This is a genomic window from Pseudomonas sp. GLN_2 (assembly GCF_043106005.1).
In the GTDB taxonomy this organism is placed as follows: Bacteria; Pseudomonadota; Gammaproteobacteria; order Pseudomonadales; family Pseudomonadaceae; genus Aquipseudomonas; species Aquipseudomonas alloputida.
Map to the genome: position 1 here is coordinate 26,013 of NZ_JBICMC010000033.1, position 20,268 is coordinate 46,280.

General features: G+C 63.8%; 19 protein-coding genes. 13 read left to right on the forward strand and 6 right to left on the reverse strand.

Annotated features, from left to right (window positions below):
• Positions 1-115: 115 nt before the first annotated feature.
• A complete protein-coding gene (locus tag ACF8Q6_RS08920; RefSeq protein WP_392490544.1) occupies positions 116-979 on the reverse strand; it encodes a pirin family protein in 864 nt (287 codons plus the stop codon).
• 117 nt (positions 980-1,096) lie between these two features.
• Here ACF8Q6_RS08920 and ACF8Q6_RS08925 point away from each other — a divergent pair, with 117 nt between their 5' ends.
• Complete coding sequence (locus ACF8Q6_RS08925) at positions 1,097-2,104, forward strand: amidohydrolase family protein (protein ID WP_064493143.1); 1,008 nt, start codon at positions 1,097-1,099, stop codon at positions 2,102-2,104.
• 157 nt (positions 2,105-2,261) lie between these two features.
• Here ACF8Q6_RS08925 and fabB read toward each other — a convergent pair whose 3' ends face one another.
• From fabB to ACF8Q6_RS08950, 5 genes are all read right to left on the reverse strand, one after another.
• The gene (gene fabB / locus ACF8Q6_RS08930; protein WP_012051741.1) at positions 2,262-3,482 is read right to left on the reverse strand and encodes a beta-ketoacyl-ACP synthase I; all 1,221 of its coding nucleotides are present in this window, start codon (positions 3,480-3,482) and stop codon (positions 2,262-2,264) included.
• An 11-nt stretch (positions 3,483-3,493) separates the two neighbouring features.
• Positions 3,494-4,009, reverse strand: coding sequence for a 3-hydroxyacyl-[acyl-carrier-protein] dehydratase FabA (gene fabA / locus ACF8Q6_RS08935; RefSeq protein WP_003251509.1), 516 nt, complete (start codon positions 4,007-4,009; stop codon positions 3,494-3,496).
• Between the two features lie 207 nt (positions 4,010-4,216).
• Positions 4,217-6,148 (reverse strand): ATP-binding protein, encoded by a 1,932-nt coding sequence (locus tag ACF8Q6_RS08940; RefSeq protein WP_392490714.1) that lies wholly within the window; start codon positions 6,146-6,148, stop codon positions 4,217-4,219.
• Positions 6,145-7,035: an ABC transporter substrate-binding protein gene (locus ACF8Q6_RS08945; RefSeq protein ID WP_392490715.1), complete on the reverse strand. Its 891-nt coding sequence runs from the start codon at positions 7,033-7,035 to the stop codon at positions 6,145-6,147. The genes ACF8Q6_RS08940 and ACF8Q6_RS08945 overlap by 4 nt, the downstream gene beginning before the upstream one ends.
• Positions 7,035-9,149, reverse strand: a complete 2,115-nt coding sequence (locus tag ACF8Q6_RS08950) for a TonB-dependent receptor plug domain-containing protein (RefSeq protein WP_392490716.1) — start codon at positions 9,147-9,149, stop codon at positions 7,035-7,037. The genes ACF8Q6_RS08945 and ACF8Q6_RS08950 overlap by 1 nt, the downstream gene beginning before the upstream one ends.
• A 275-nt stretch (positions 9,150-9,424) precedes the next feature.
• On the opposite strand from ACF8Q6_RS08950, the gene ACF8Q6_RS08955 reads away from it, so the two are divergent.
• The 12 genes from ACF8Q6_RS08955 (at position 9,425) to kdpC (ending at position 20,191) form a co-directional block, all read left to right on the forward strand.
• Complete coding sequence (locus ACF8Q6_RS08955) at positions 9,425-10,450, forward strand: NAD(P)H-dependent glycerol-3-phosphate dehydrogenase (RefSeq protein ID WP_392490717.1); 1,026 nt, start codon at positions 9,425-9,427, stop codon at positions 10,448-10,450.
• Between the two features lie 36 nt (positions 10,451-10,486).
• Positions 10,487-10,834, forward strand: a complete 348-nt coding sequence (locus tag ACF8Q6_RS08960) for a DUF4389 domain-containing protein (protein ID WP_392490718.1) — start codon at positions 10,487-10,489, stop codon at positions 10,832-10,834.
• Complete coding sequence (gene sixA / locus ACF8Q6_RS08965; protein ID WP_392490719.1) at positions 10,831-11,289, forward strand: phosphohistidine phosphatase SixA; 459 nt, start codon at positions 10,831-10,833, stop codon at positions 11,287-11,289. Before ACF8Q6_RS08960 ends, sixA begins: the two co-directional genes overlap by 4 nt.
• 162 nt (positions 11,290-11,451) lie before the next feature.
• Positions 11,452-11,826, forward strand: coding sequence for a hypothetical protein (locus ACF8Q6_RS08970; protein WP_392490725.1), 375 nt, complete (start codon positions 11,452-11,454; stop codon positions 11,824-11,826).
• Positions 11,827-11,918: 92 nt separating this feature from the next.
• Positions 11,919-12,707, forward strand: a complete 789-nt coding sequence (locus tag ACF8Q6_RS08975) for an alpha/beta fold hydrolase (RefSeq protein ID WP_392490720.1) — start codon at positions 11,919-11,921, stop codon at positions 12,705-12,707.
• Positions 12,704-13,558 (forward strand): alpha/beta hydrolase, encoded by an 855-nt coding sequence (locus ACF8Q6_RS08980; protein WP_392490721.1) that lies wholly within the window; start codon positions 12,704-12,706, stop codon positions 13,556-13,558. The genes ACF8Q6_RS08975 and ACF8Q6_RS08980 overlap by 4 nt, the downstream gene beginning before the upstream one ends.
• A gap of 109 nt (positions 13,559-13,667) precedes the next feature.
• Positions 13,668-14,462 carry a DUF4892 domain-containing protein gene (locus ACF8Q6_RS08985; RefSeq protein ID WP_392490722.1) on the forward strand — a complete coding sequence of 265 codons (795 nt, stop codon included), beginning with the start codon at positions 13,668-13,670 and terminating at the stop codon, positions 14,460-14,462.
• A 12-nt stretch (positions 14,463-14,474) separates the two neighbouring features.
• On the forward strand, positions 14,475-15,527 hold the full coding sequence (locus tag ACF8Q6_RS08990; RefSeq protein ID WP_392490723.1) for an AI-2E family transporter: 1,053 nt from the start codon (positions 14,475-14,477) through the stop codon (positions 15,525-15,527).
• Positions 15,528-15,765: 238 nt separating this feature from the next.
• On the forward strand, positions 15,766-15,855 hold the full coding sequence (gene kdpF / locus ACF8Q6_RS08995) for a K(+)-transporting ATPase subunit F (RefSeq protein ID WP_003251485.1): 90 nt from the start codon (positions 15,766-15,768) through the stop codon (positions 15,853-15,855).
• A 9-nt stretch (positions 15,856-15,864) separates the two neighbouring features.
• Entirely contained in the window at positions 15,865-17,559 is a 1,695-nt protein-coding gene (kdpA, locus tag ACF8Q6_RS09000; protein ID WP_392498675.1) for a potassium-transporting ATPase subunit KdpA, read from the forward strand.
• A gap of 9 nt (positions 17,560-17,568) precedes the next feature.
• Positions 17,569-19,623, forward strand: coding sequence for a potassium-transporting ATPase subunit KdpB (gene kdpB, locus ACF8Q6_RS09005; RefSeq protein ID WP_392493375.1), 2,055 nt, complete (start codon positions 17,569-17,571; stop codon positions 19,621-19,623).
• Between the two features lie 10 nt (positions 19,624-19,633).
• A complete protein-coding gene (gene kdpC / locus ACF8Q6_RS09010) occupies positions 19,634-20,191 on the forward strand; it encodes a potassium-transporting ATPase subunit KdpC (RefSeq protein WP_392493377.1) in 558 nt (185 codons plus the stop codon).
• The last annotated feature ends 77 nt before the right edge of the window (positions 20,192-20,268 follow it).

The window sequence follows — 20,268 nt, forward strand, 5'->3', positions numbered from 1 at the left end:
CCCTTCGCGGGTGAACCCGCGCCTACGACCGCCTGTGCCCAATCACCCATGTGTGTCCACCCCCGATCAGGTGTAGGAGCGGGTTTACCCGCGAAGGGCCGCAAAGCGGCCCCGATCACCGAGGCAACTCGATCCTCGAATGTTCCCCCGGTACCTCCGGCCAATCCCCCGCAGCCCACCTGGCCCGGGCCCGCTCGATCAGCTCCGGGTCGCTGGCGACGAAGTTCCAGTTCATCCGACGCGGCCCATCCAGTGGTGCGCCGCCAATCAGTACCAGTTGGCATTCACCCTCGGCATACAATGTCACCTCTTCGCCCTGCGGCAACACCACCAGGGTGCACGGCTCCACGTCTTCATCGTTCATCATCAACTCACCATCGAGCACGTACAGCGCCCGCTGCACATGCTCGGTCGGTACCAGCAAGGTGGTCGCCGGTTGCATCCGGACATGCGCATAAAGGGTAGGGGACAGCACCGGCACCGGTGACGCCAGGCAGAACCCGCTGCCCGCAATCATGCAGATACGTACACCCAGGCTGTCACTGACGGGCAGGCTCTCGGCGGGGTGATGGCTGTAACTTGCCGGGCCTTGCTCAAACGCGCGTGGCGACGCCAGCCATACCTGCAGCCCATGCAGGCGCGAACCATGGGCCAGGGCATCTTCCGGGGTGCGCTCGACATGGGCGACGGCGCTGCCTGCGGTCATCCAGCTGACATCACCAGGCAGCACCCGCTGCGCCGAGCCGAGGCTGTCCTTGTGCAGGATTGCGCCTTCGAACAGGTAGGTCAGGGTGGACAGGCCGATGTGCGGGTGCTGGCGGATGTCCATGCCATGCCCCGGGGCATAGTCTGTTTCGAGCATGTGGTCGAAGAACACGAACGGGCCGACGCTGCGGCACTGGGCTGATGGCAGCGGGCGCAGGATCGGCTGGCCCTCGACCGTCTCGGCTCGGGGGTGGATGACCAGTGGGCTGCTCATGGGGAAGGCTCCAGGCACGGTGGAAGTGCCTCAAGCATAGCGGTTTGCCCGCCGTGGCTGAACCGTCTTGGCGGCCGCCTGGTCTACTGGGTTCGTACTTGCATGAGGAAGATGACCATGACCGCCAGAGCGCTGGCTTGTGTGCTGTTGTTCGGCTGGCTGTGCCAGGCGGCCCAGGCGCGCGAGTACCGCTACAGTGATGCCCACTTGCACTACGTGGACTTCTTCCAGGAAAGTGAAGGCATGCCGGCGCTGATCAAGGCCATGGATGCCGCAGGGGTTGAGCAGTCGATGATTTCAGGCATACCCGTGGCCAAGAAATGGCACGAAGACGAGCCCAAGCGCCCGCGCTACTACGCCGGTGATGACGCCGACGCCTATTGGTACAGCGCCACCGACACTTACGTGGCGGCGGCGCTGCAGCAATTGCCAAGTGAGCAGCGCAAGCGGTTCCACCCGTTTCTAAGTGGTTTCAACCCGGTGGACAAGAATGCGGTCAGCCATATCGAGCGCATGCTCGATTTGTACCCGGGGCTGTGGCAGGGCATCGGCGAGGTGTTCACCCGACATGATGACCTGACAGCGCTGACCAGTGGCGACACGCCACGTGCCAATAATGAAGCCATGACGCGTATCTACCACCTGGCGGCCGAGCGCGACCTGCCCGTGCTGCTGCATTCCAACATCACCTCCAAGCGCGAGCGCAACCCGCTCTACCTGGCGGAGATCGAAGAGCCGCTGCGCAACCATCCGCATACGCGATTCATCTGGGCGCATGCGGGCAGCAGCATGGAAATACACCGCCACCAGACGCAGATGGACTTTCTACTGCCGGTGCTGACGCGATTGCTGGAGGACTACCCGAACCTGTATGTCGATTTGTCGTGGAGTGTGCTGCAGCCGTATTTGCTGGATGAGCAGGGCGTGCCGCGCAAGGCATGGTTGGCGCTGGTCGAGAAGTACCCGGAGCGGTTCATGCTGGGGTCGGATGTGGTGGGGCGGTTCGGCAGCCTGGGGGAGCAGATGCACGGGTTCAAGCCGTTTCTGGATGCCTTGCCGGAGGCGGTGGCGCACAAGGTGGCCCGGGAGAATTTTCTGGCGGTGTTGCCCAAGGTACAGCAGTGACCTGTGCGGGCCTCTTCGCGGGTAAACCCGCTCCTACAGGGTGGGCACAGCGCTGAAGGCTTGTGTGGTGGGTTTACCCGCGAAGAGGCCAGCACAGGCAACACAAACAAAAACGCCCCGAACCAGTCGGGGCGTTTTCATTGACAGCAGCAGCGTCTTACTTGCCTTCCCAGCGCTTGAGCACCAGGGTGGCGTTGGTGCCGCCGAAGCCGAAGCTGTTGCTCATGACCGTGTCGATCTTGGCGTTTTCTTCGGTTTTACGCAGGATTGGCAAGTCGGCGACTTCCGGATCCAGCTCGTCGATGTTGGCAGAGCCGGCGATGAAGTTGTTTTCCATCATCAGCAGGCAGTAGATCGCTTCGTGCACGCCGGCAGCGCCCAGCGAGTGACCCGACAGGCTCTTGGTAGAGCTGATCTTCGGCGCCTTGTCGCCGAACACGGCACGCACGCCCTTGATCTCGGCCACGTCACCGACCGGGGTCGAGGTACCGTGGGTGTTCAGGTAGTCGATCGGGGTGTCGACAGTGGACAGCGCCTGCTGCATGCAGCGGATGGCGCCTTCGCCGCTCGGTGCAACCATGTCGTAGCCGTCGGAAGTCGCACCGTAGCCAACGATTTCGGCGTAGATCTTGGCGCCGCGGGCCAGGGCGTGTTCCAGTTCCTCGACCACGACCATGCCGCCACCGCCAGCGATGACGAAACCATCACGGTCAGCGTCGTAGGCGCGCGAGGCCAGTTCCGGGGTTTCGTTGCGCTTGGTCGACAGGGCGCCCATGGCATCGAACAGGAACGACTGGCTCCAGTGCTCTTCTTCACCACCACCGGCGAAGACGATGTCCTGCTTGCCCCACTGGATCTGCTCCAGTGCGGTACCGATGCAGTGAGCCGAGGTGGCACAGGCCGACGAGATCGAGTAGTTGATGCCCTTGATCTTGAACGGGGTGGCCAGGCATGCCGACACGGTGCTGCCCATGGTGCGGGTAACGCGGTACGGGCCGACGCGCTTGACGCCTTTCTCACGCAGGGTGTCCAGCGCTTCCATCTGGTTCAGGGTCGAGGCGCCGCCGGAACCGGCCACCAGGCCGGTACGCGGGCTGGAAACCTGCTCTTCGGTCAGGCCGGCGTCCTTGATCGCGTCCTGCATGGCCAGGTAGGCGTAGGCAGCCGCATGGCCGACGAAGCGGTAAACCTTGCGGTCGATCAGTTCTTCGAGGTTGAGGTCGATGGACCCGGAAACCTGGCTACGCAGCCCCATTTCCTTGTATTCCGGGTTGAAACGGATACCCGGACGGCTGTTGCGCAGGTTTTCGGTGACGGTAGCTTTGTCATTGCCCAGGCACGATACGATGCCCAGACCAGTGATAACGACGCGGCGCATGCGAATAACCCTTAGAAATTGTCAGTGGAGGTGAACACGCCGACCCGCAGGCCTTCGGCAGTGTAGATCTCGCGGCCGTCGACGCTGACCGAACCATCGGCGATGGCCATGTTCAGCTTGCCCTTCAGGACGCGCTTGATGTGAATGTTGTACGTGACTTTCTTGGCTTCAGGCAGTACCTGGCCAAAGAATTTCACCTCGCCCGAACCCAGGGCGCGGCCACGGCCCGGCAGACCCTGCCAGCCGAGGAAGAAGCCAACCAGCTGCCACATGGCGTCGAGGCCCAGGCAGCCCGGCATGACCGGATCGCCTTCGAAATGGCAGGCGAAGAACCACAGGTCCGGGTTGATATCCAGCTCGGCGACCAATTCACCTTTGCCGTACTTGCCGCCTTCTTCGCTGATATGGGTGATGCGATCGACCATCAGCATGTTCGGCGCGGGCAGTTGCGCATTACCTGGGCCGAACAGCTCACCGCGACTGCAGCGCAGCAGGTCTTCCCGAGTAAAGGCGTGTTGTTTGGTCATGCGAGCTCCTCAATAACCCCCTGCGGCAGGGGATGAATCTTCCCGGCCGGCCCGAAAACCAAGCGCTTCGAGACGGCAGCCTACAGGTAGACTATTGCGTTGTGGTGAAAGTCACAGCGCACCTGGTGAAAGAAGTACAGGTGTGCACTGAAACGTCTATTTTCAGGTCCGATGAAGGTCCTGTCCAGTGTTTAAGACTGCCGCACTTTAGCATTTATCGCCAGTCGCGGTTGTCTGACCGGGTAACCAGCGCTGCAGCACCTGCTGCAATTCGGTACGGCGCAAGGGTTTGCTCAGGTAATCGTCCATACCGGCGGCCATGCAACGTTCGCGGTCGCCCTGCAACGCGTTGGCGGTCAGGGCGATGATCGGTAGCCCGGCGCCGTTGGGCAACTGGCGGATGCGTCGGGTGGCTTCATAGCCGTCCAGGTGAGGCAGGCGGCAATCCATCAGCACGGCAGCAAAGCGCTGCCGGCCGACCCGCTCGACGGCTTCAAGGCCATCTTCTGCCGTGCATACTGCCAGCCCCAGGCTGCGCAGCATGGCTTCCACGACGCTCCGGTTGACCGGATTGTCCTCCACCAGCAGTACCTGATCATTGTCCGGCACCGTCGTTTGTGCGGCCGTTGGCGGCGTCAACGGGACGGGGGCAGGGGTGGCGAGGGCCAGCGGCATCTCCAGGGTAAAGGTCGAACCCAGGCCCTCACGGCTTTCACCGCGGAGCTTGCCGCCCATGCGTTCGGCCAAGGTACGAGCGATCGACAGCCCCAGCCCGGTACCGCCATAACGACGGGAAATCGAGCTGTCGGCCTGCTGGAAGGCGACGAACATCATTTCCAGGCGGTCGCTGTCGATGCCGATGCCGGTGTCGCGCACGCTGCAGGTCAGCCAGATCAGCTGCCGGTCGAGCACCTGCCAGCGTGCGTCGACCTGCACCTGGCCACGTTCGGTGAACTTCAGGGCGTTGCCCACCAGGTTCAGCAGGATCTGTCGGATGCGCGTGGGGTCGCCGTTCACCTGCAACTGCTCGATGCCGGCGGGCAGTTGCAGGTGCAGGCCCAGGCCGCGTTGCTGGGCGCTGTGCTGGAACGACTGGACACTGCTGGTGATCAGCTCGCCCAGGTTGAAGTCGATGTGCTCCAGCTGCAGCGCGGCGCGTTCGATGCGCGAAAAATCGAGGATGTCGTTGATGACCTTCAGCAAGTGCCCGGTGGACTCGCTGGCCACTGCCGTGTAATCGGCCTGTTCATTGCTCAGCGGCGTGGTTTCCAACAGTTGCAGCATGCCCAGCACGCCATTCATCGGGGTGCGCAACTCATGGCTCATCATCGCCAGGAAATCCGATTTGGCGCGGTTGGCCTGTTCGGCCTCCTCGCGGGCCTGGATCAGTTCGGCAATGGCCTGCTTCTGTTCGGCACTGGCCTGTTCCAGGGCGCTGGCCAGGTTGTTGATGTGGCGGGCCAAGTGGCCCAGCTCGCTGTCGTCGACGACCGGCAAGGGGGTGTTGTACTTGCCTTGCTGAATCGCCTTGACCGCATGGCCCATGTCGCTGATCGGCTTGGCCAGGCTCAGGGCCAGGCGGCGTGCCAGCAAGAAGGTGAACAGCAGGGCGAACAACGCCAGGATCCCGGCCTTGATCACGATTTCCTGCTGGCGCTGACTGAAGGCGTCATCGGACATGCCGACGATCACACGGCCCAGGTAGTCGTCACCGATGGCCGGGGTGGTGGCTTTGCCCTGTTGCAGGAAGTCGTTGTCCAGGCGGATTTGCTGCAGGCGAATGGGCGCCTGGAACACTTCGACCCGTTGCGCGCGGTTGGCACTTTCGTCGGACTGCTCGACGTACACCAGGATGTGGTTGCGGCTGTCCTGTACTTCCAGAAAGCGTACGTGCGGGATGCTGAGGGTGGCACGCATCAGCCCTTCAAGCACTTCGTTGTTGCCCGAAATCACCCCATACTCCGACGCCGGTGCCAACTGGTTGGCGATCAGTTGCCCGGTGTGGTTGAGTTCCTGGCGCAGGTCCTGGATGCGTACGAAGGTAAAGAAACTGATCAGGAGCAAGGTCAGTAGCAGGGCGGGGCCGAGACTGATGATCTGCGTGCGGGTATGAATGTCCCAGCTCAAGCGTTTGCTCATGGGGTGGGTTCTCCCTCGGCCAGGGCCTTGACGGCGGCGTTCTGATCGATCGGTTCAAGACCCAGGGCCCGGGCCACCTGCTGGTTGCCACTGACCCCGAAGCGCACTGGGTACAGGCTGCGCGGCCAGCGTGTCGGCGGCTGGTCGAGCAACTGGTCGAGCACCCACAGCCAGTCGTCCTGGTCGCTGTAGGTACTGGCCAGGGCGCCGGCGCGAACGAAGCCGGCGTTCGGGCCGATCAGTGCCATCTGCCGGCCATAACTGCTCAACAGCAGGTTCTTTGCGGTCTTGGAGTTGTACAAGTCAGGGTCGTCCAGGCCCAGTAGCACATCGCTGTTGCCCAGCAGGTGCTGCAGCGGCCGGTTGTCACGCGGGTCGGACCAGTCCTGGGCCACGATCTCCAGGCCTAGCGGCCGTGCAGCATGGCGCAGTTCGTCCAGCAGAAAGCTGCTGTGCTCGCCGTACAGCACGCCAACGCGCCTGGCCTGCGGCAACAAGTAGCGTGCCAGGCGCAGTTGCCGTCCCAACGGTGCGTCGCTCCACAACAGTGTGAGGAACGCGGGGCGCGACTTTCCCAGGCGCTGTTCAGCCTGTACCCGGCTGACCCGCATGACCAGCGCCGGCGGGCCGGCGGTTTCTCCCAGGCGCCATTCCAGTGCTGCGTTGTCGAGCAGGATCAGGCGTTGGTCGGCTTTGAGTTTGCCCGGGCGCGGCAGTTCGGTGGTGGTGCGAAACTGCACATGATCGTGTGGCCGGCGGCTTTCCAGAGCGGCGATGAAGCTGCGTACACCGGGCTGGTCCTCAGCCCCAACCAGCAGGACTTCGCTGGCGGACAAAGGCCCCAACGGCCACAGGCAGAGCAGCAACAGGCGCAGCAGCAGGGCCATCAGAACTCCAGCTCCGCGCTTACGCTCAGGCGGTGACGGCTGTCGTAGCGGTTCTGCAGGGCCGAGGTCGGTTCATCGTCCAGGCGCTGCTGCCACAGCGCCGCCAGCTCCAGGTTGCTGCCATACACCCGAAAACGCTTGGCCAGACGCAGGTCCAGACGCTCGTAGCGGTACTGGTTGAGGGCATCGTCACCGTAATAGAACAGCGCGCTCGACCAGCCGGCACCCCATTCGCGCATCCACCCGGCCGAGCCGCTGTTGCGGGCGCTAAGGCGACGGTCGTCGGGGTTACTGGCCCAGGCATCGACGTAGGCATAGGTCAGGCGCAGGCGGTCGCGCAGGGTGGGGCGCCAGTCCATTTGCGCCTCGCTGCCGCTGAAACGGGCCTTGTTGGCGTTGCTGGCGATGTACTGGTTGTTCCTCAGCGGCTCGCTGATCATGCCGGTGATCTCGTCGTAGAACAGCTTCACATCCAGGCTCAGGTCGATGTCGCTGAAGTAGCCGTTGTAGCCCAGCTCGCGCGAGCGCATGCGCTCCTGTTCAAGGTCGCCAGGGCCACGGGTCTTGACGAAGTACTCACCGTTTTGCAGGCCGAATGAATTGGGGGTGAGGTTCTTGACCGTGTAACTCCAGTTGACGTTGTTCTCGAACATGTCGGGCGAGCGCACTGCTTCGGAGTACACCGCACGCAGGCCGTGGCGTGGGGTGATCAGGTAGTTGACCGCGACGCGTGGGGTCAGCGAACTGCCTGACAGGCGCGAGTCTTCGAACATGGCCCCACCCTGCAATATCCAGTGCTCGTCGGCCCGCCATTCCAGCTGGCCGAACAGGCGCCAGGTCTGGTCGTCGATGCTGCCGTTGAAGTAGGTCTGCGAGTCGGCGCGATCATAGCGGTAGTTCATGCCACTGAGCAGACGCAGGCTATCGGTCAGGCTCAGGGTGTCCTGGATTTCCAGGTCATAGCGGGTTTCACGGGTGCTCTGATCGACATCGCCGCAGACCTGCTCCCGCCCTCCCTGCTCCCATTGCTGCTGCACTTTCTGCAGAAGGCCTTTCAGGGCTGGGTCGTCAGTGGAAAGGGGGGCGCCGGTCGCAATACCGCGCGCCACTTTTTCCGCGAAGTCGGGGTTCATCTGCCAGAGCTGGGTCAGTTCGGGGCTGAACGACTGCAAGGCATCACAGGCGCGCCACACTTGCTGGCGATCGAAATGCTGGGCTGAGCCCTGGATATAAAGGCTGTGTTCAGCGCTGAAGTCTTTGGTCCAGCGCAACGAGCCGGCATAGTCCTTGGCGTTGACGTCGGCATTGTTCCCGGACTCGTACTGCTGGAACACCGGCTGGTAGGTGTAGGGCCGCTGATTGCTGCCTTCCTTGGCCGCCAGTTGCCACTCCAGGGTCTGGTCGACCGCCAGGTTGTGGTTGGCGCTGAGGTTGAAGCGGGTCAGGCGGCGGCTGTCGCGGTAGTCCTGGCCGAACTGGTTCTCATCGAAGCCGTCGTCCTGTTGGCCCGACAGCGACAGGCGCATGTCGCCACCGTCCCAACCGAAGCCGTGGCTGGCATAGAAGTCGTTGATGCCGTCCTGGCCGCGCGTCACTTTCAGCCGTGTGCCATGGCTGTCGGCGGGGTTGCGGGTGAGGATGTTGACCACTGCCATCAGCGCGTTGGCGCCATAGCTGACGGTGTTCGGGCCGCGGAACACCTCGATGCGCTCGATGTCCTCCATGGCCAAGGGGATGTCGCTCCAGTCCACCGTGGCCAGGCCTGCGCGGTACACCGAACGGCCATCGATCAGTACCTGCATGCGCCGTGCGTCGTTGACGTTGCTGCCGTGGTAGTTGACCGTGGGTTGATTGCCGGCACCGTAGCCGATCATCATGCCCGGTACCAGGCGCAGCAGTTCGGGGATGTCACGGGCACCGCTGGCGCGAATCAGTTCGCTGTCGAGTACCGTCATGCTGCCCGGGACAGCGGCGGGGGATTGTTTCAGGCGCGTGGCGGTCAGAACCTGTGGCAGGTCGGGGGTGTCGATGAACAGGTCGTCGGCCGCAGCCTGGCCGCCGAGCAGGGCGGTCAATAACAGCAGGCGCGGGAACGGTGGCGTGCCAGGGAACACGGAGCGGCCTTTGTTTCAGGATTGAAACAGGCATGGTAACTGACCTTGGCGTATTTTCCAGTGATCTGCAGCGGTTTTGCAGGGTGCCTGTCTTGACGCTTTCGTGGGGGCGGAAGTCGAGCGCCGCCGGCGCGGTGCATCGCGAGCACGCTCGCGCCTGCATTTGTTGCGACGTGGCCATGACAGTGTCATCTGCATTGCTAACCTTGGCGCATGGCAAGCGAGCCGTATAATGGTGGGGTCGCCACTTAACTTTTGGCTTTAATGGATTGGATATGACTGAACAGCAACCTGTTGCGGTTCTGGGCGGCGGTAGCTTCGGCACCGCCGTGGCGAACCTGCTGGCGGAAAACGGTGTGCCGGTGCGTCAATGGATGCGCGACCCGGCGCAGGCCGAGGCCATGCGTGTGAATCGCGAGAATCCGCGCTACCTCAAGGGTATCCGCCTGCACGATGGGGTTGAGCCGGTCAACGACTTGCTGGCCACCCTGCAGGCCAGCGAGCTGATCTTCGTTGCCCTGCCATCGAGTGCCTTGCGCAGCGTGCTGGCACCGCATGCCGAGCTGCTGCGCGGCAAAGGCCTGGTCAGCCTGACCAAGGGCATCGAAGCGCAAAGCTTCAAGCTGATGAGCCAGATCCTCGAAGAAATCGCCCCCGAGGCGCGCATCGGCGTTTTGTCAGGGCCCAACCTGGCGCGCGAAATCGCCGAACATGCACTGACTGCCACAGTGGTGGCCAGTGAGCACGAAGACCTGTGCCAGCAGGTACAGGCCGTGCTGCACGGGCGTACCTTCCGCGTCTACGCCAGTGCCGACCGTTTCGGCGTCGAACTGGGCGGTGCATTGAAGAACGTCTACGCGATCATCGCCGGCATGGCTGTGGCCTTGGGGATGGGCGAGAACACCAAGAGCATGCTGATTACCCGGGCCTTGGCCGAGATGACCCGTTTCGCCGTCAGCCAGGGCGCCAACCCCATGACCTTCCTCGGCCTGGCCGGTGTCGGTGACCTGATCGTCACCTGCTCCTCACCCAAGAGCCGCAACTATCAGGTTGGCTTCGCACTGGGGCAGGGTCAAAGCCTGGAAGAGGCAGTCAGCCGCCTGGGCGAAGTGGCCGAAGGTGTCAACACGCTCAAGGTGCTCAAGACCAAGGCCCAGCAAGTGCAGGTGTACATGCCGCTGGTGGCCGGCCTGCATGCCATCCTGTTCGAAGGCCGCACGCTGAACCAGGTGATCGAGCACTTGATGCGCGCCGAGCCCAAGACCGATGTCGATTTCATTTCCATCAGCGGTTTCAACTGAGCCCTTGGCGGCTCTGACACGAACAAGGAGCAACACATGAACGATACGCCCGAACGCGCCCAGCGCGAGTCGATCATCCTGCGGGTGCTGTGGATGCTGGTGTTCCTGGTGGTCTGGCAACTGGCCGAGTTGCTGTTGGGTGGCCTGGTGCTGGTACAGCTGATCTACCGACTGGTGTATGGCGCGCCCAGCGCCAGCCTGATGAACTTCGGCGACAGCCTGAGCCAGTACCTGGCACAGATCGGTCGCTTCGGCAGTTTCCACAGCGACCAGAAGCCATGGCCGTTCGCAGACTGGCCGGCCCCGCGTGCGCCGGAAGGTGAAGCCGCGCACACCGTGGCACCGGCCGCGCATCCGGTGCGTGACGAGGAACCCAAGCTGTGAAGCTGTGGGTGCTGCGCCACGGTGAAGCTGAGCCGCGGGCCAAGACAGATGCCGAGCGCCGGTTGACGGCCCATGGTCGCGAGCAGGTGCTGCACAGTGCGGCTTACCTGATCGGGCAGCCATTGCTGGCGATTGTCGCCAGCCCTTACGTACGCGCCCAGCAGACCGCCGCGCTGGTGCATGACACCCTGGGTTTCGCCGAACCGGTGCGCACCGTGCCCTGGCTGACGCCCGAGGGTGATGTACAGCAGGTCATCGGCGAAATCGAGCGCCTGGGGCTTGAGCATGTGCTGCTGGTCAGCCACCAGCCGCTGGTAGGCACCTTGGTCGGTGCGCTGGAGCACGGCCACAGGCAACAGCCGGCAGCCATGAGCACTGCCAGCCTGGCGGAGCTGGAAGGGGAGTGGCTGCTGGCCGGGTTGATGACGCTTCGGGCCATCCACTCACCCGCGTGAACCTCCCATGGCTTGTGCAGGCCACTGTTTCGCTCGCGTCTGAATGCTGGCATGGGTAAAGAGCGATAAGGCAACTGGCATTTTTGTCAGTTGTCGCACTTCATGACCGCTTGCTAGCGTTGCCACATGGCAAACATCAGGGAACGGCGAATGAGGGGTGAAATGCTGGAGCTGTTGCGCTCCCTGGACCTGCAACCCACCCTGGAACAGGTTGGCCAAGGTACTTCGCTGGATTTCGCCCAATACAGCCTGCTGCGTGAATCGGCCGATGCCAAGCTTTACCACCTGATGCGCAAGGTGAACGACAACCCTGGGCTGGACCCTGTTGCGAGGCAACAATGCGAGCAGGACCTGCGGACGCTGCAGGACGCCTGCCTGCGGGTCTCGCACCTGCTGCAAACCAGTTGTCTGGCCTTGCGCCGCCTGCAACTGGACTACCAGGACCAGCGTCTGGCCCGCGAGGCGCTGGAGAGCCAAGTGGCCTACATGCAGGCCTGCCTGCGTCGGTCGCTGAGCAGTTTCGACCGCTCGGCATGACCTGATCCCCCTCGCCGATGACCTTTATGGACATTGCCGAACCGCCCCGCGATGCCGACAATGGGCCATCATTCCGGTCCGGACCAGGCGCCATGTCGCAGCAGATCTTCTTCGCCCATGCCAACGGTTTCCCATCGGCCACCTACGGCAAGCTGTTTGCAGCGCTGGCGCCGGACTATCAGGTGCAGCACCTGGCCCAGCACGCGCATGACCCGCGCTTTCCCGTGGACGAAAACTGGCAAAGCCTGGTCGATGAATTGTTGCATCACCTGGCGCAGCAGGACCAGCCGGTCTGGGGCGTCGGCCATTCGCTGGGTGGCGTGTTGCACCTGCACGCGGCATTGCGCTGCCCCGAGTACTACCGGGGGCTGGTGATGCTCGACTCCCCGGTGCTCACCCGCGCTGATCAATGGCTGCTGCGTACAGCCAAGCGCTTGGGTTTCATTGACCGCATCACACCGGCCGGGCGCACCCTGGGGCGTCGCGAAACGTTCAATGACCGCGACAGCGCCCGGGACTATTTCGCTGGCAAATCACTGTTCCGCCATTTCGATCCCGATTGCCTCGACGCTTATGTAGAACATGGACTGCAGGTGGTGGAGCAAGGGCTGCAGTTGCGCTTCGACCCTGCTACTGAAATCAGCATCTACCGCAGCATCCCGCATACCAGCCCCGCCCCCGCGCGCCAGTTGCAGGTGCCGCTGGCCATGGTGCGCGGCAACCGTAGCAACGTCATTCGTCGCCACCACACCTTGGCTGTGCGCAGTATGCCCAAAGGTGAATACCACAGTGTACCGGGTGGGCACATGTTCCCGCTGGAGCGCCCGGCCGACACTGCCAGCCTGATCAAGGGCCTGTTCGACCGCTGGAGCCAGGCATGAGCGCACACGTTGAGGAAATTCGTCTGAGCCTGGGCCATATCGAACTGGCTGCACACCTGTTCGGCCCCGAAGACGGGCTGCCGGTGATTGCCCTGCATGGCTGGCTGGACAATGCCAACAGCTTTGCCCGCCTGGCACCGCAACTGAAAGGTCTACGCCTCGTCGCCCTGGACCTGGCCGGCCATGGTTATTCGGAGCACCGCCCGCTTGGCGCCGGGTATGCCCTGGCTGACTATGCCCATGACGTGCTGCGCGTGGCCGAGCAACTGGGTTGGCCGCGTTTCGCCCTGCTGGGGCATTCGCTGGGCGCGATCATTTCGGTGCAACTGGCCGGTGCATTGCCCGATCGGGTCAGTCACCTGGCGCTTATCGACGGCGTCATCCCGCCGACTGGCGCCGAGCAGGACGCAGGTGAGCGCTTAGGGATGGCACTGCAAGCCCAGTTGCGGCTGGATGGCAAGCGCAAGTCGGTGTATGCGACATTGGAAGCAGGGGTGCAAGCCCGGATGAAAGGCATGGTCGCGGTCAGCCGTGAAGCGGCCGAGCTGCTGGCCCAGCGTGGCCTGATGCCGGTGCCCGGTGGCTACAGCTGGCGCAGCGACAGCCGGCTGACCCTGCCCTCGCCGGTGCGCCTGAGCGAGGCCCAGGCCATGGCCTATGTGCGGCGGGTGAGTTGCCCGGCGCTCTTGGTGGTGGCCGCCGACGGTATGCTGGCGCGCCACACCGGGTTGCTGGAGCAGCTACCCTTTGAACAGGTGACACTACCCGGCGGCCATCACCTGCACCTGAACGATGCACAGGGCGCGACCCTTGTTGCAGACTGTATCAATCGCTTCTTTGACTTTGCTTGACTTGCACCGGACAAGTGTCGAGGCTTGGCGGGTTGAACAGGGAGACAACCATGCAACTGCCAGACATCCTGGAGCTTCAATTCGGCGCTGAGCGCCGCCTGGTTCGCCAATGAGCGTACCTGTTTCCATTCGCACTGCCTTGGCTGCCTGTCTGGTGCTCGCCACCCCCGTGTCGTGGGCCGGCGTCCTGCCGGTCCCGCAGGACGCCAAGGTGGTCGATCAACGCCTGGCGACGGAACAGGAGCGGGTCTACCCGATGGGCCCGCTACGCAAGATCAGTGGCCGCCTGCGGGTCGATGACAAAGTCGAAAGCCGCGGTCAGGTCAGCTCGGTAACCTACGAATTGCCTGTTGAGCGTACTGCACGCGAGGCCTTCACCAGTGCCCGCGAAGCACTTGTGCGCGACGGTGGCTACCCGTTGTTCTGGTGTCAGGGGCGTGATTGCGGTGAGGCCAGCCTGTGGGCCAATGATGTGTTTGCCAATGCCCGCCTCAACGGAGGCGACGAGCAGCAGGCGTTCATCCTGCTACGCCGCTCGGCAGACGAGGCCGACACCCTGGTCGCGCTGTACAGCGTTACCCGTGGCAACCGCCGTGCCTATCTGCATGTGGAAGAGTTCATCGCAGGCAGCCCGCTGGGCGAGCTGCTGCCAACCGCCGCCACGGTGCTGCGCGAAATGCGTGACACCGGCAAGCTCGACTACCCTGACCTTGCTGCGCCGCAAGACGCCTGGGTAAACCTGCTGGCCCGCAGCCTGAACCTTGACAGCACCTTGCGCGTCAGCCTCAGTGGCGCCCAGGCTGAGGCCTGGCGCGAGGCGCTGGTCAAGGCCGGGGTGCGCAATCGCCGTCTTGAAGTCGGCAGCGCGCCTACAGACGGCCTGCACCTTGAACTGATCCCTTGAACGAGCACCCTCATGGTTAACAATGATCGCCTGCTGGTCCAGATTCTGCTGGTGGCATTGCTGGGAGCCGGCCTGTGGGTGATGGCACCGTTCATATCGGCATTGCTATGGGGGGCCATCCTGGCCTTTGCCAGCTGGCCGTTGATGCGCTTCCTTACACGCCTGCTGGGCGGTCGGGAGACGCTGGCAGCCGGCCTGCTGACCATGGCCTGGATCCTGATCGTGGCACTGCCGCTGGTGTGGCTGGGGTTCAACCTGGCCGATCACATTCGCGACGCTACGGCGTTTGTGCGTGACGTGCAGGTCGACGGCCTGCCCGATGCACCGGCCTGGTTGGGTGGCATTCCATTCGTTGGCGAGCGCCTGGTCAACGGTTGGCAATCGCTGGACCAGCAAGGGGCAGCCTTGCTTACCTCAATCAAGCCTTACTTTGGGCAGGTGGGCAACTGGTTGCTGGCGCGCAGCGCGCAGATCGGCAGCGGCGTGCTGGAACTGACCCTGAGCCTGGTGTTCGTGTTCTTCTTCTACCGCGACGGGCCACGTTTGGCGGCATTCGTGCTGCGCTTGCTGCACCGGCTGGTGGGCGAACGCGCCGAGTATTACCTGGACCTGGTAGCCGCTACCGTGCAGCGGGTGGTCAACGGGGTGATCGGCACGGCGGCCGCGCAGGCCCTGCTGGCATTGATCGGCTTCCTGATCGCCGGGGTGCCCGGGGCGATCGTGCTGGGGTTGGTGACCTTCATGCTCAGCCTGATCCCCATGGGGCCGCCACTGGCCTGGATCCCGGCCACCGCTTGGCTGGTGTGGAAGGGCGAATACGGCATGGCGGTGTTCCTGGGCGTCTGGGGCACCTTCGTCATCAGTGGCGTGGACAACGTGCTCAAACCGTACCTGATCAGCCGTGGGGGCAACCTGCCGCTGGTGATCGTGCTGCTGGGCGTGTTCGGCGGCTTGCTTGCCTTCGGCTTCATTGGCCTGTTCATCGGGCCGACTTTGCTGGCGGTAGGCTACAGCCTGCTGCTGGACTGGAGCCGTAACGCGGCGCAGCCGCCGCCACAACAATAAGCCTGTAACGGCCCTGTTGCGGGCTTGCCCGCTCCCACAGGTACCACACAGGCCTTGAAGGCTGTGCAGTGCCCGTGGGAACGGGCGAGCCCGCAAAAGGGCCGTTACAGGCAAACCACAACGCTGATCTTTACGCATTCTTTATCCCCACCCCCATCCCCCGATCTCGCCCCTTTACGCCCCTCCCTCGGACAATTTCCCCAAAGCGGCCCAAGCCGTAACACGGGGAGAACCACACATGAACATGCTCGACGGGCTGTCACTGCTGCTGGCAGTGGCATTGGCGTTTTATCTGCTGGTGGCGCTGCTGCGCGCCGATCGCAGCTAGGGAGCGGCCATGCACAGTTACGATTTCGCCTTGCTCCTGGCATTCTTTGCCATTGTGCTGCTACCAGCACCCTGGCTCGGGCGGTTCTACTTCAAGGTCATGGAAGGCCAGCGTACCTGGCTGACGCCGGTGCTGGGGCCGGTCGAGCAGGGCTGTTACCGGCTGGCGGGTGTGAACGCCAGCCAGGAGCAGAACTGGCGGCAATACACCCTGGCCCTGCTGGCGTTCAATCTGGTCGGCTTCCTGCTGCTGTTTGCCGTGCTGCTGTTGCAGGGCTACCTGCCACTCAACCCTCAGCACCTGCCTGGCCAGGAATGGTCGCTGGCGTTCAACACCGCCGTCAGTTTCGTTACCAACACCAACTGGCAGGCCTACAGCGGTGAGGCGTCGGTCAGCTATCTGAGCCAGATGCTTGGCCTGACCGTGCAGAACTTTGTCAGCCCTGCCACCGGCCTGGCCGTGCTGGTTGCCCTGTGCCGCGGTATCGCCCGGCGCAGCGCGACGACGCTGGGCAACTTCTGGGTCGACATGACCCGTGCCACCCTCTACGGCCTGTTGCCGCTGTGCTTGCTGCTGGCACTGTTGCTGGTGTGGCAGGGCGTACCGCAGACCTTTGCCGACTACGCCCACGCACTGACCTTGCAAGGTGCCGACCAGACCATTCCGCTGGGGCCGGCCGCCAGCCAGATCGCCATCAAGCAACTGGGTACCAATGGCGGTGGCTTCTTCGGCGTCAACTCGGCGCACCCGTTCGAAAACCCAACGGCCTGGAGCAACCTGTTCGAGGTGGCATCGATCATCCTCATTCCGGTGGCGTTGGTGTTCACCTTCGGTCACTACGTCAAGGACCTGCGTCAGAGCCGCGCCATCCTCGCCTGCATGCTTGCCCTGTTCCTGATCGGCGGCAGCACGGCGTTGTGGTCCGAGCACCAGCCAAACCCGGCGCTGGAAAGCACGCAGGTGCAGCAGACCGCCCCCCTGGAGGGCAAGGAAAGCCGCTTCGGCACTACCGGTTCGGTGCTGTGGGCGGTCACCACCACCGCCGCCTCCAACGGTTCGGTCAACGCCATGCACGACAGCCTGAACCCGCTGACCGGTATGGTGGCGATGGTCAACATGATGGTCGGCGAGGTGATATTCGGCGGCGTCGGCGCGGGCCTCTACGGCATGCTGCTGTTCGTCCTTATCGCGGTGTTCCTGGCCGGGCTGATGATTGGCCGTACCCCGGAATACCTGGGCAAGAAGCTGCAGGCCCGTGAAGTGCAGCTTCTGGTGGCAACCCTGCTGGTGATGCCGGTCGGCGTGCTGGTACTTGGCGCCATCGCCGCCAGCCTGCCCGGCCCGGCCGGGGCGGTCACCAACCCGGGGGCGCATGGTTTCAGCCAGTTGCTGTACGCCTATACCTCGGGCTCGGCCAACAACGGCTCGGCCTTTGCCGGGTTTGGCGCCAACACCGTGTACCACAACCTGATGATCGGCCTGGCCATGCTCATCGGCCGCTTCGGCTACATCCTGCCGATACTGGCGTTGGCCGGCAGCCTGGCGGCGAAAAAAAGCGCTCCGCTGGGGCAGAACAGCTTCCCGACTCACGGCCCGCTGTTCACCGGCTTGCTGCTGGTGACCATCCTGCTGGTCGGTGGCCTGACCTTCCTGCCGACCCTGGCCCTTGGGCCAATCGCCGAACACCTTAGCCTGGGTTTTTGAGGACCGATCATGAACATGCCCATTCCTGAAGTGAATAGCCGGCACAATGCCAAGGACCAGACCCGCTTCGCCGCGCTGTGGCGCCCGGCGCTGGTGCAGGCGTTCGTCAAGCTCGACCCGCGTCAGCTCAAGCGCTCCCCGGTAATGCTGGTGGTGGCCCTGACCGCGGTGCTGACCACTGTGCTGTGTTTTGCCCCCGGCGGCGGCGTGAGCACCGGCGTTGCGGTGCAGATTGCCCTGTGGCTGTGGTTCACCGTGTTGTTCGCCAACTTCGCCGAGGCGTTGGCCGAAGGCCGTGGCAAGGCCCGCGCCGACAGCCTCAAGGCCGGCAGCCAGGGCCTGACCGCCCAGCGTCGTCTGCGTGATGGCAGCTACGAGACGGTAGCTGCCAGCGCGCTGCGCAAGGACGACGTGGTACGCGTGGTCGCCGGCGAAATGATCCCCGGCGACGGCGAGGTGATTGAAGGCATTGCGGCCGTCAACGAGGCGGCCATTACCGGCGAGTCCGCGCCGGTAATACGCGAATCAGGTGGCGACCGCTCGGCGGTGACCGGCAATACGCGGCTGGTCTCCGACTGGCTGCTTGTCCGCATCACCAGCAACCCGGGCGAGTCGACCCTGGACCGCATGATCGCCCTGGTTGAAGGGGCCAAGCGGCAGAAGACCCCGAACGAAATCGCCCTCGACATCCTGCTGATCGGCCTGACCCTGATTTTCCTGATCGTGGTGGTGACCTTGCAGCCGTTCGCCCACTTAGTGGGTGGCAGCCTGCCGCTGATCTTCCTGGCCGCGCTGCTGGTGACGCTGATCCCGACCACCATCGGCGGCCTGCTGTCGGCCATCGGTATCGCCGGCATGGACAGGCTGGTACGGCTGAATGTCATTGCCCGCTCGGGCCGCGCCGTCGAGGCGGCCGGGGACGTGCATACGCTGATGCTCGACAAGACCGGCACCATCACCTTCGGTAACCGCCGCTGCAGCGCACTGCATGCTGCACCGGGCATTACCGCCAAGGAGCTGGGGGAGGGCGCCTTGCTGGCCTCGCTGTCCGACGACACCGCCGAAGGCAAATCGATTGTCGAATACCTGCGCCAGTTGCACGACTTTGTCGACCCGCCTGCCGGGCAGTTCGAAGCGGTGGCTTTCAGTGCCGAGACACGCCTGTCGGGCATCGACTTCCAGCAGCACCGCTACCGCAAGGGCGCCGTCGATGCGGTGCTGGCCTTTGTCGGTATGCAACGCCTGGAAATGCCGGCGGCGCTGGCCCGTGAAGTCGAACGCATCGCGCAGAGTGGTGGCACCCCGTTGCTGGTGTGCGTCGACAAGCGCTTGCTGGGTGTGATCCACCTCAAGGACGTGGTCAAGCCTGGTATCCGCGAGCGCTTCGCCGAGCTGCGCAAGCTGGGCATCCGCACGGTGATGGTAACCGGTGACAACCCGTTGACTGCGGCCGCCATCGCCGCCGAAGCGGGGGTAGATGACGTGCTGGCTGAGGCCACGCCCGAGAAGAAGCTGGCGCGTATTCGCCAGGAGCAGAATGACGGCCGCCTGGTTGCCATGTGTGGCGACGGTGCCAACGACGCCCCGGCACTGGCCCAGGCTGACGTAGGCATGGCCATGAACGACGGCACTCAGGCTGCGCGGGAGGCCGCCAACATGGTCGACCTGGACAGCGACCCGACCAAGCTGCTGGACGTAGTCCAGGTCGGCAAGGAGCTGCTGGTCACCCGCGGTGCGTTGACAACGTTCTCCATTGCCAACGACGTGGCCAAATACTTCGCCATCCTGCCGGCGCTGTTCGCTGCCATCTACCCGCAACTGGGTGTGCTCAACCTGATGCAACTGGCCAGCCCGCAGAGCGCCATCCTGTCGGCGATCGTGTTCAACGCACTGATCATCATCGTGCTGATCCCGCTGGCGCTGCGTGGGGTGCGCGTGCAGGCGGCCAGTGCGGCGCACCTGTTGCGGCGCAACCTGCTGATCTACGGGCTGGGTGGCATTGTGGTGCCGTTTGCCGGGATCAAGCTGATCGACCTGCTGCTCAACGCCCTGAATCTGGTCTGAGGAGGCCGCCATGACTGCTTATCTACGCCCGGCATTGAGCCTGGCTTTGTTGATGACCCTGGTGACGGGCGCCCTGTATCCGCTGGCGGTGACCGGTATTGCCCAAGTCGCTTTCCCGAGCCAGGCCAACGGTAGCCTGGTACGCGATGCGCAAGGCCAGGTGCGGGGTTCGGCATTGATCGCCCAGGACTTCCAGGGCGATGGCTGGTTCCACTCGCGGCCCTCGGCAGGTGCCTACGCGACCGTGGCCAGCGGCGCCAGCAACCTGTCGCCGAGCAACCCGGCGCTGGTTGAGCGGGTAAAGGGCGATGCGGCCACGTTGTATCAGGCGCAGCAGGGGCCAGTGCCGCAGGCGCTGCTGACCACCTCGGGCAGCGGCCTGGACCCGCACTTGCCACCGGAGGCCTTGGCCTATCAGATCCCGCGGGTGGCGGCGGCACGGCAGCTGCCGGTCGAGCGCTTGCAAGCCTTGCTGGAACAGGCCACCCTCCACCCATTGATCGGCCCGCCGGTGGTCAACGTGCTGGCGTTGAACCAGGCCTTGGAAAAGCTTGCCATTGTCAGGTAATCGAAGCGCTGGCAGGAAGCCTGTAGAAGCGGGTTTACCCGCGAATGCGGTGGTAGTGCCACTGACGTATTCGCGGG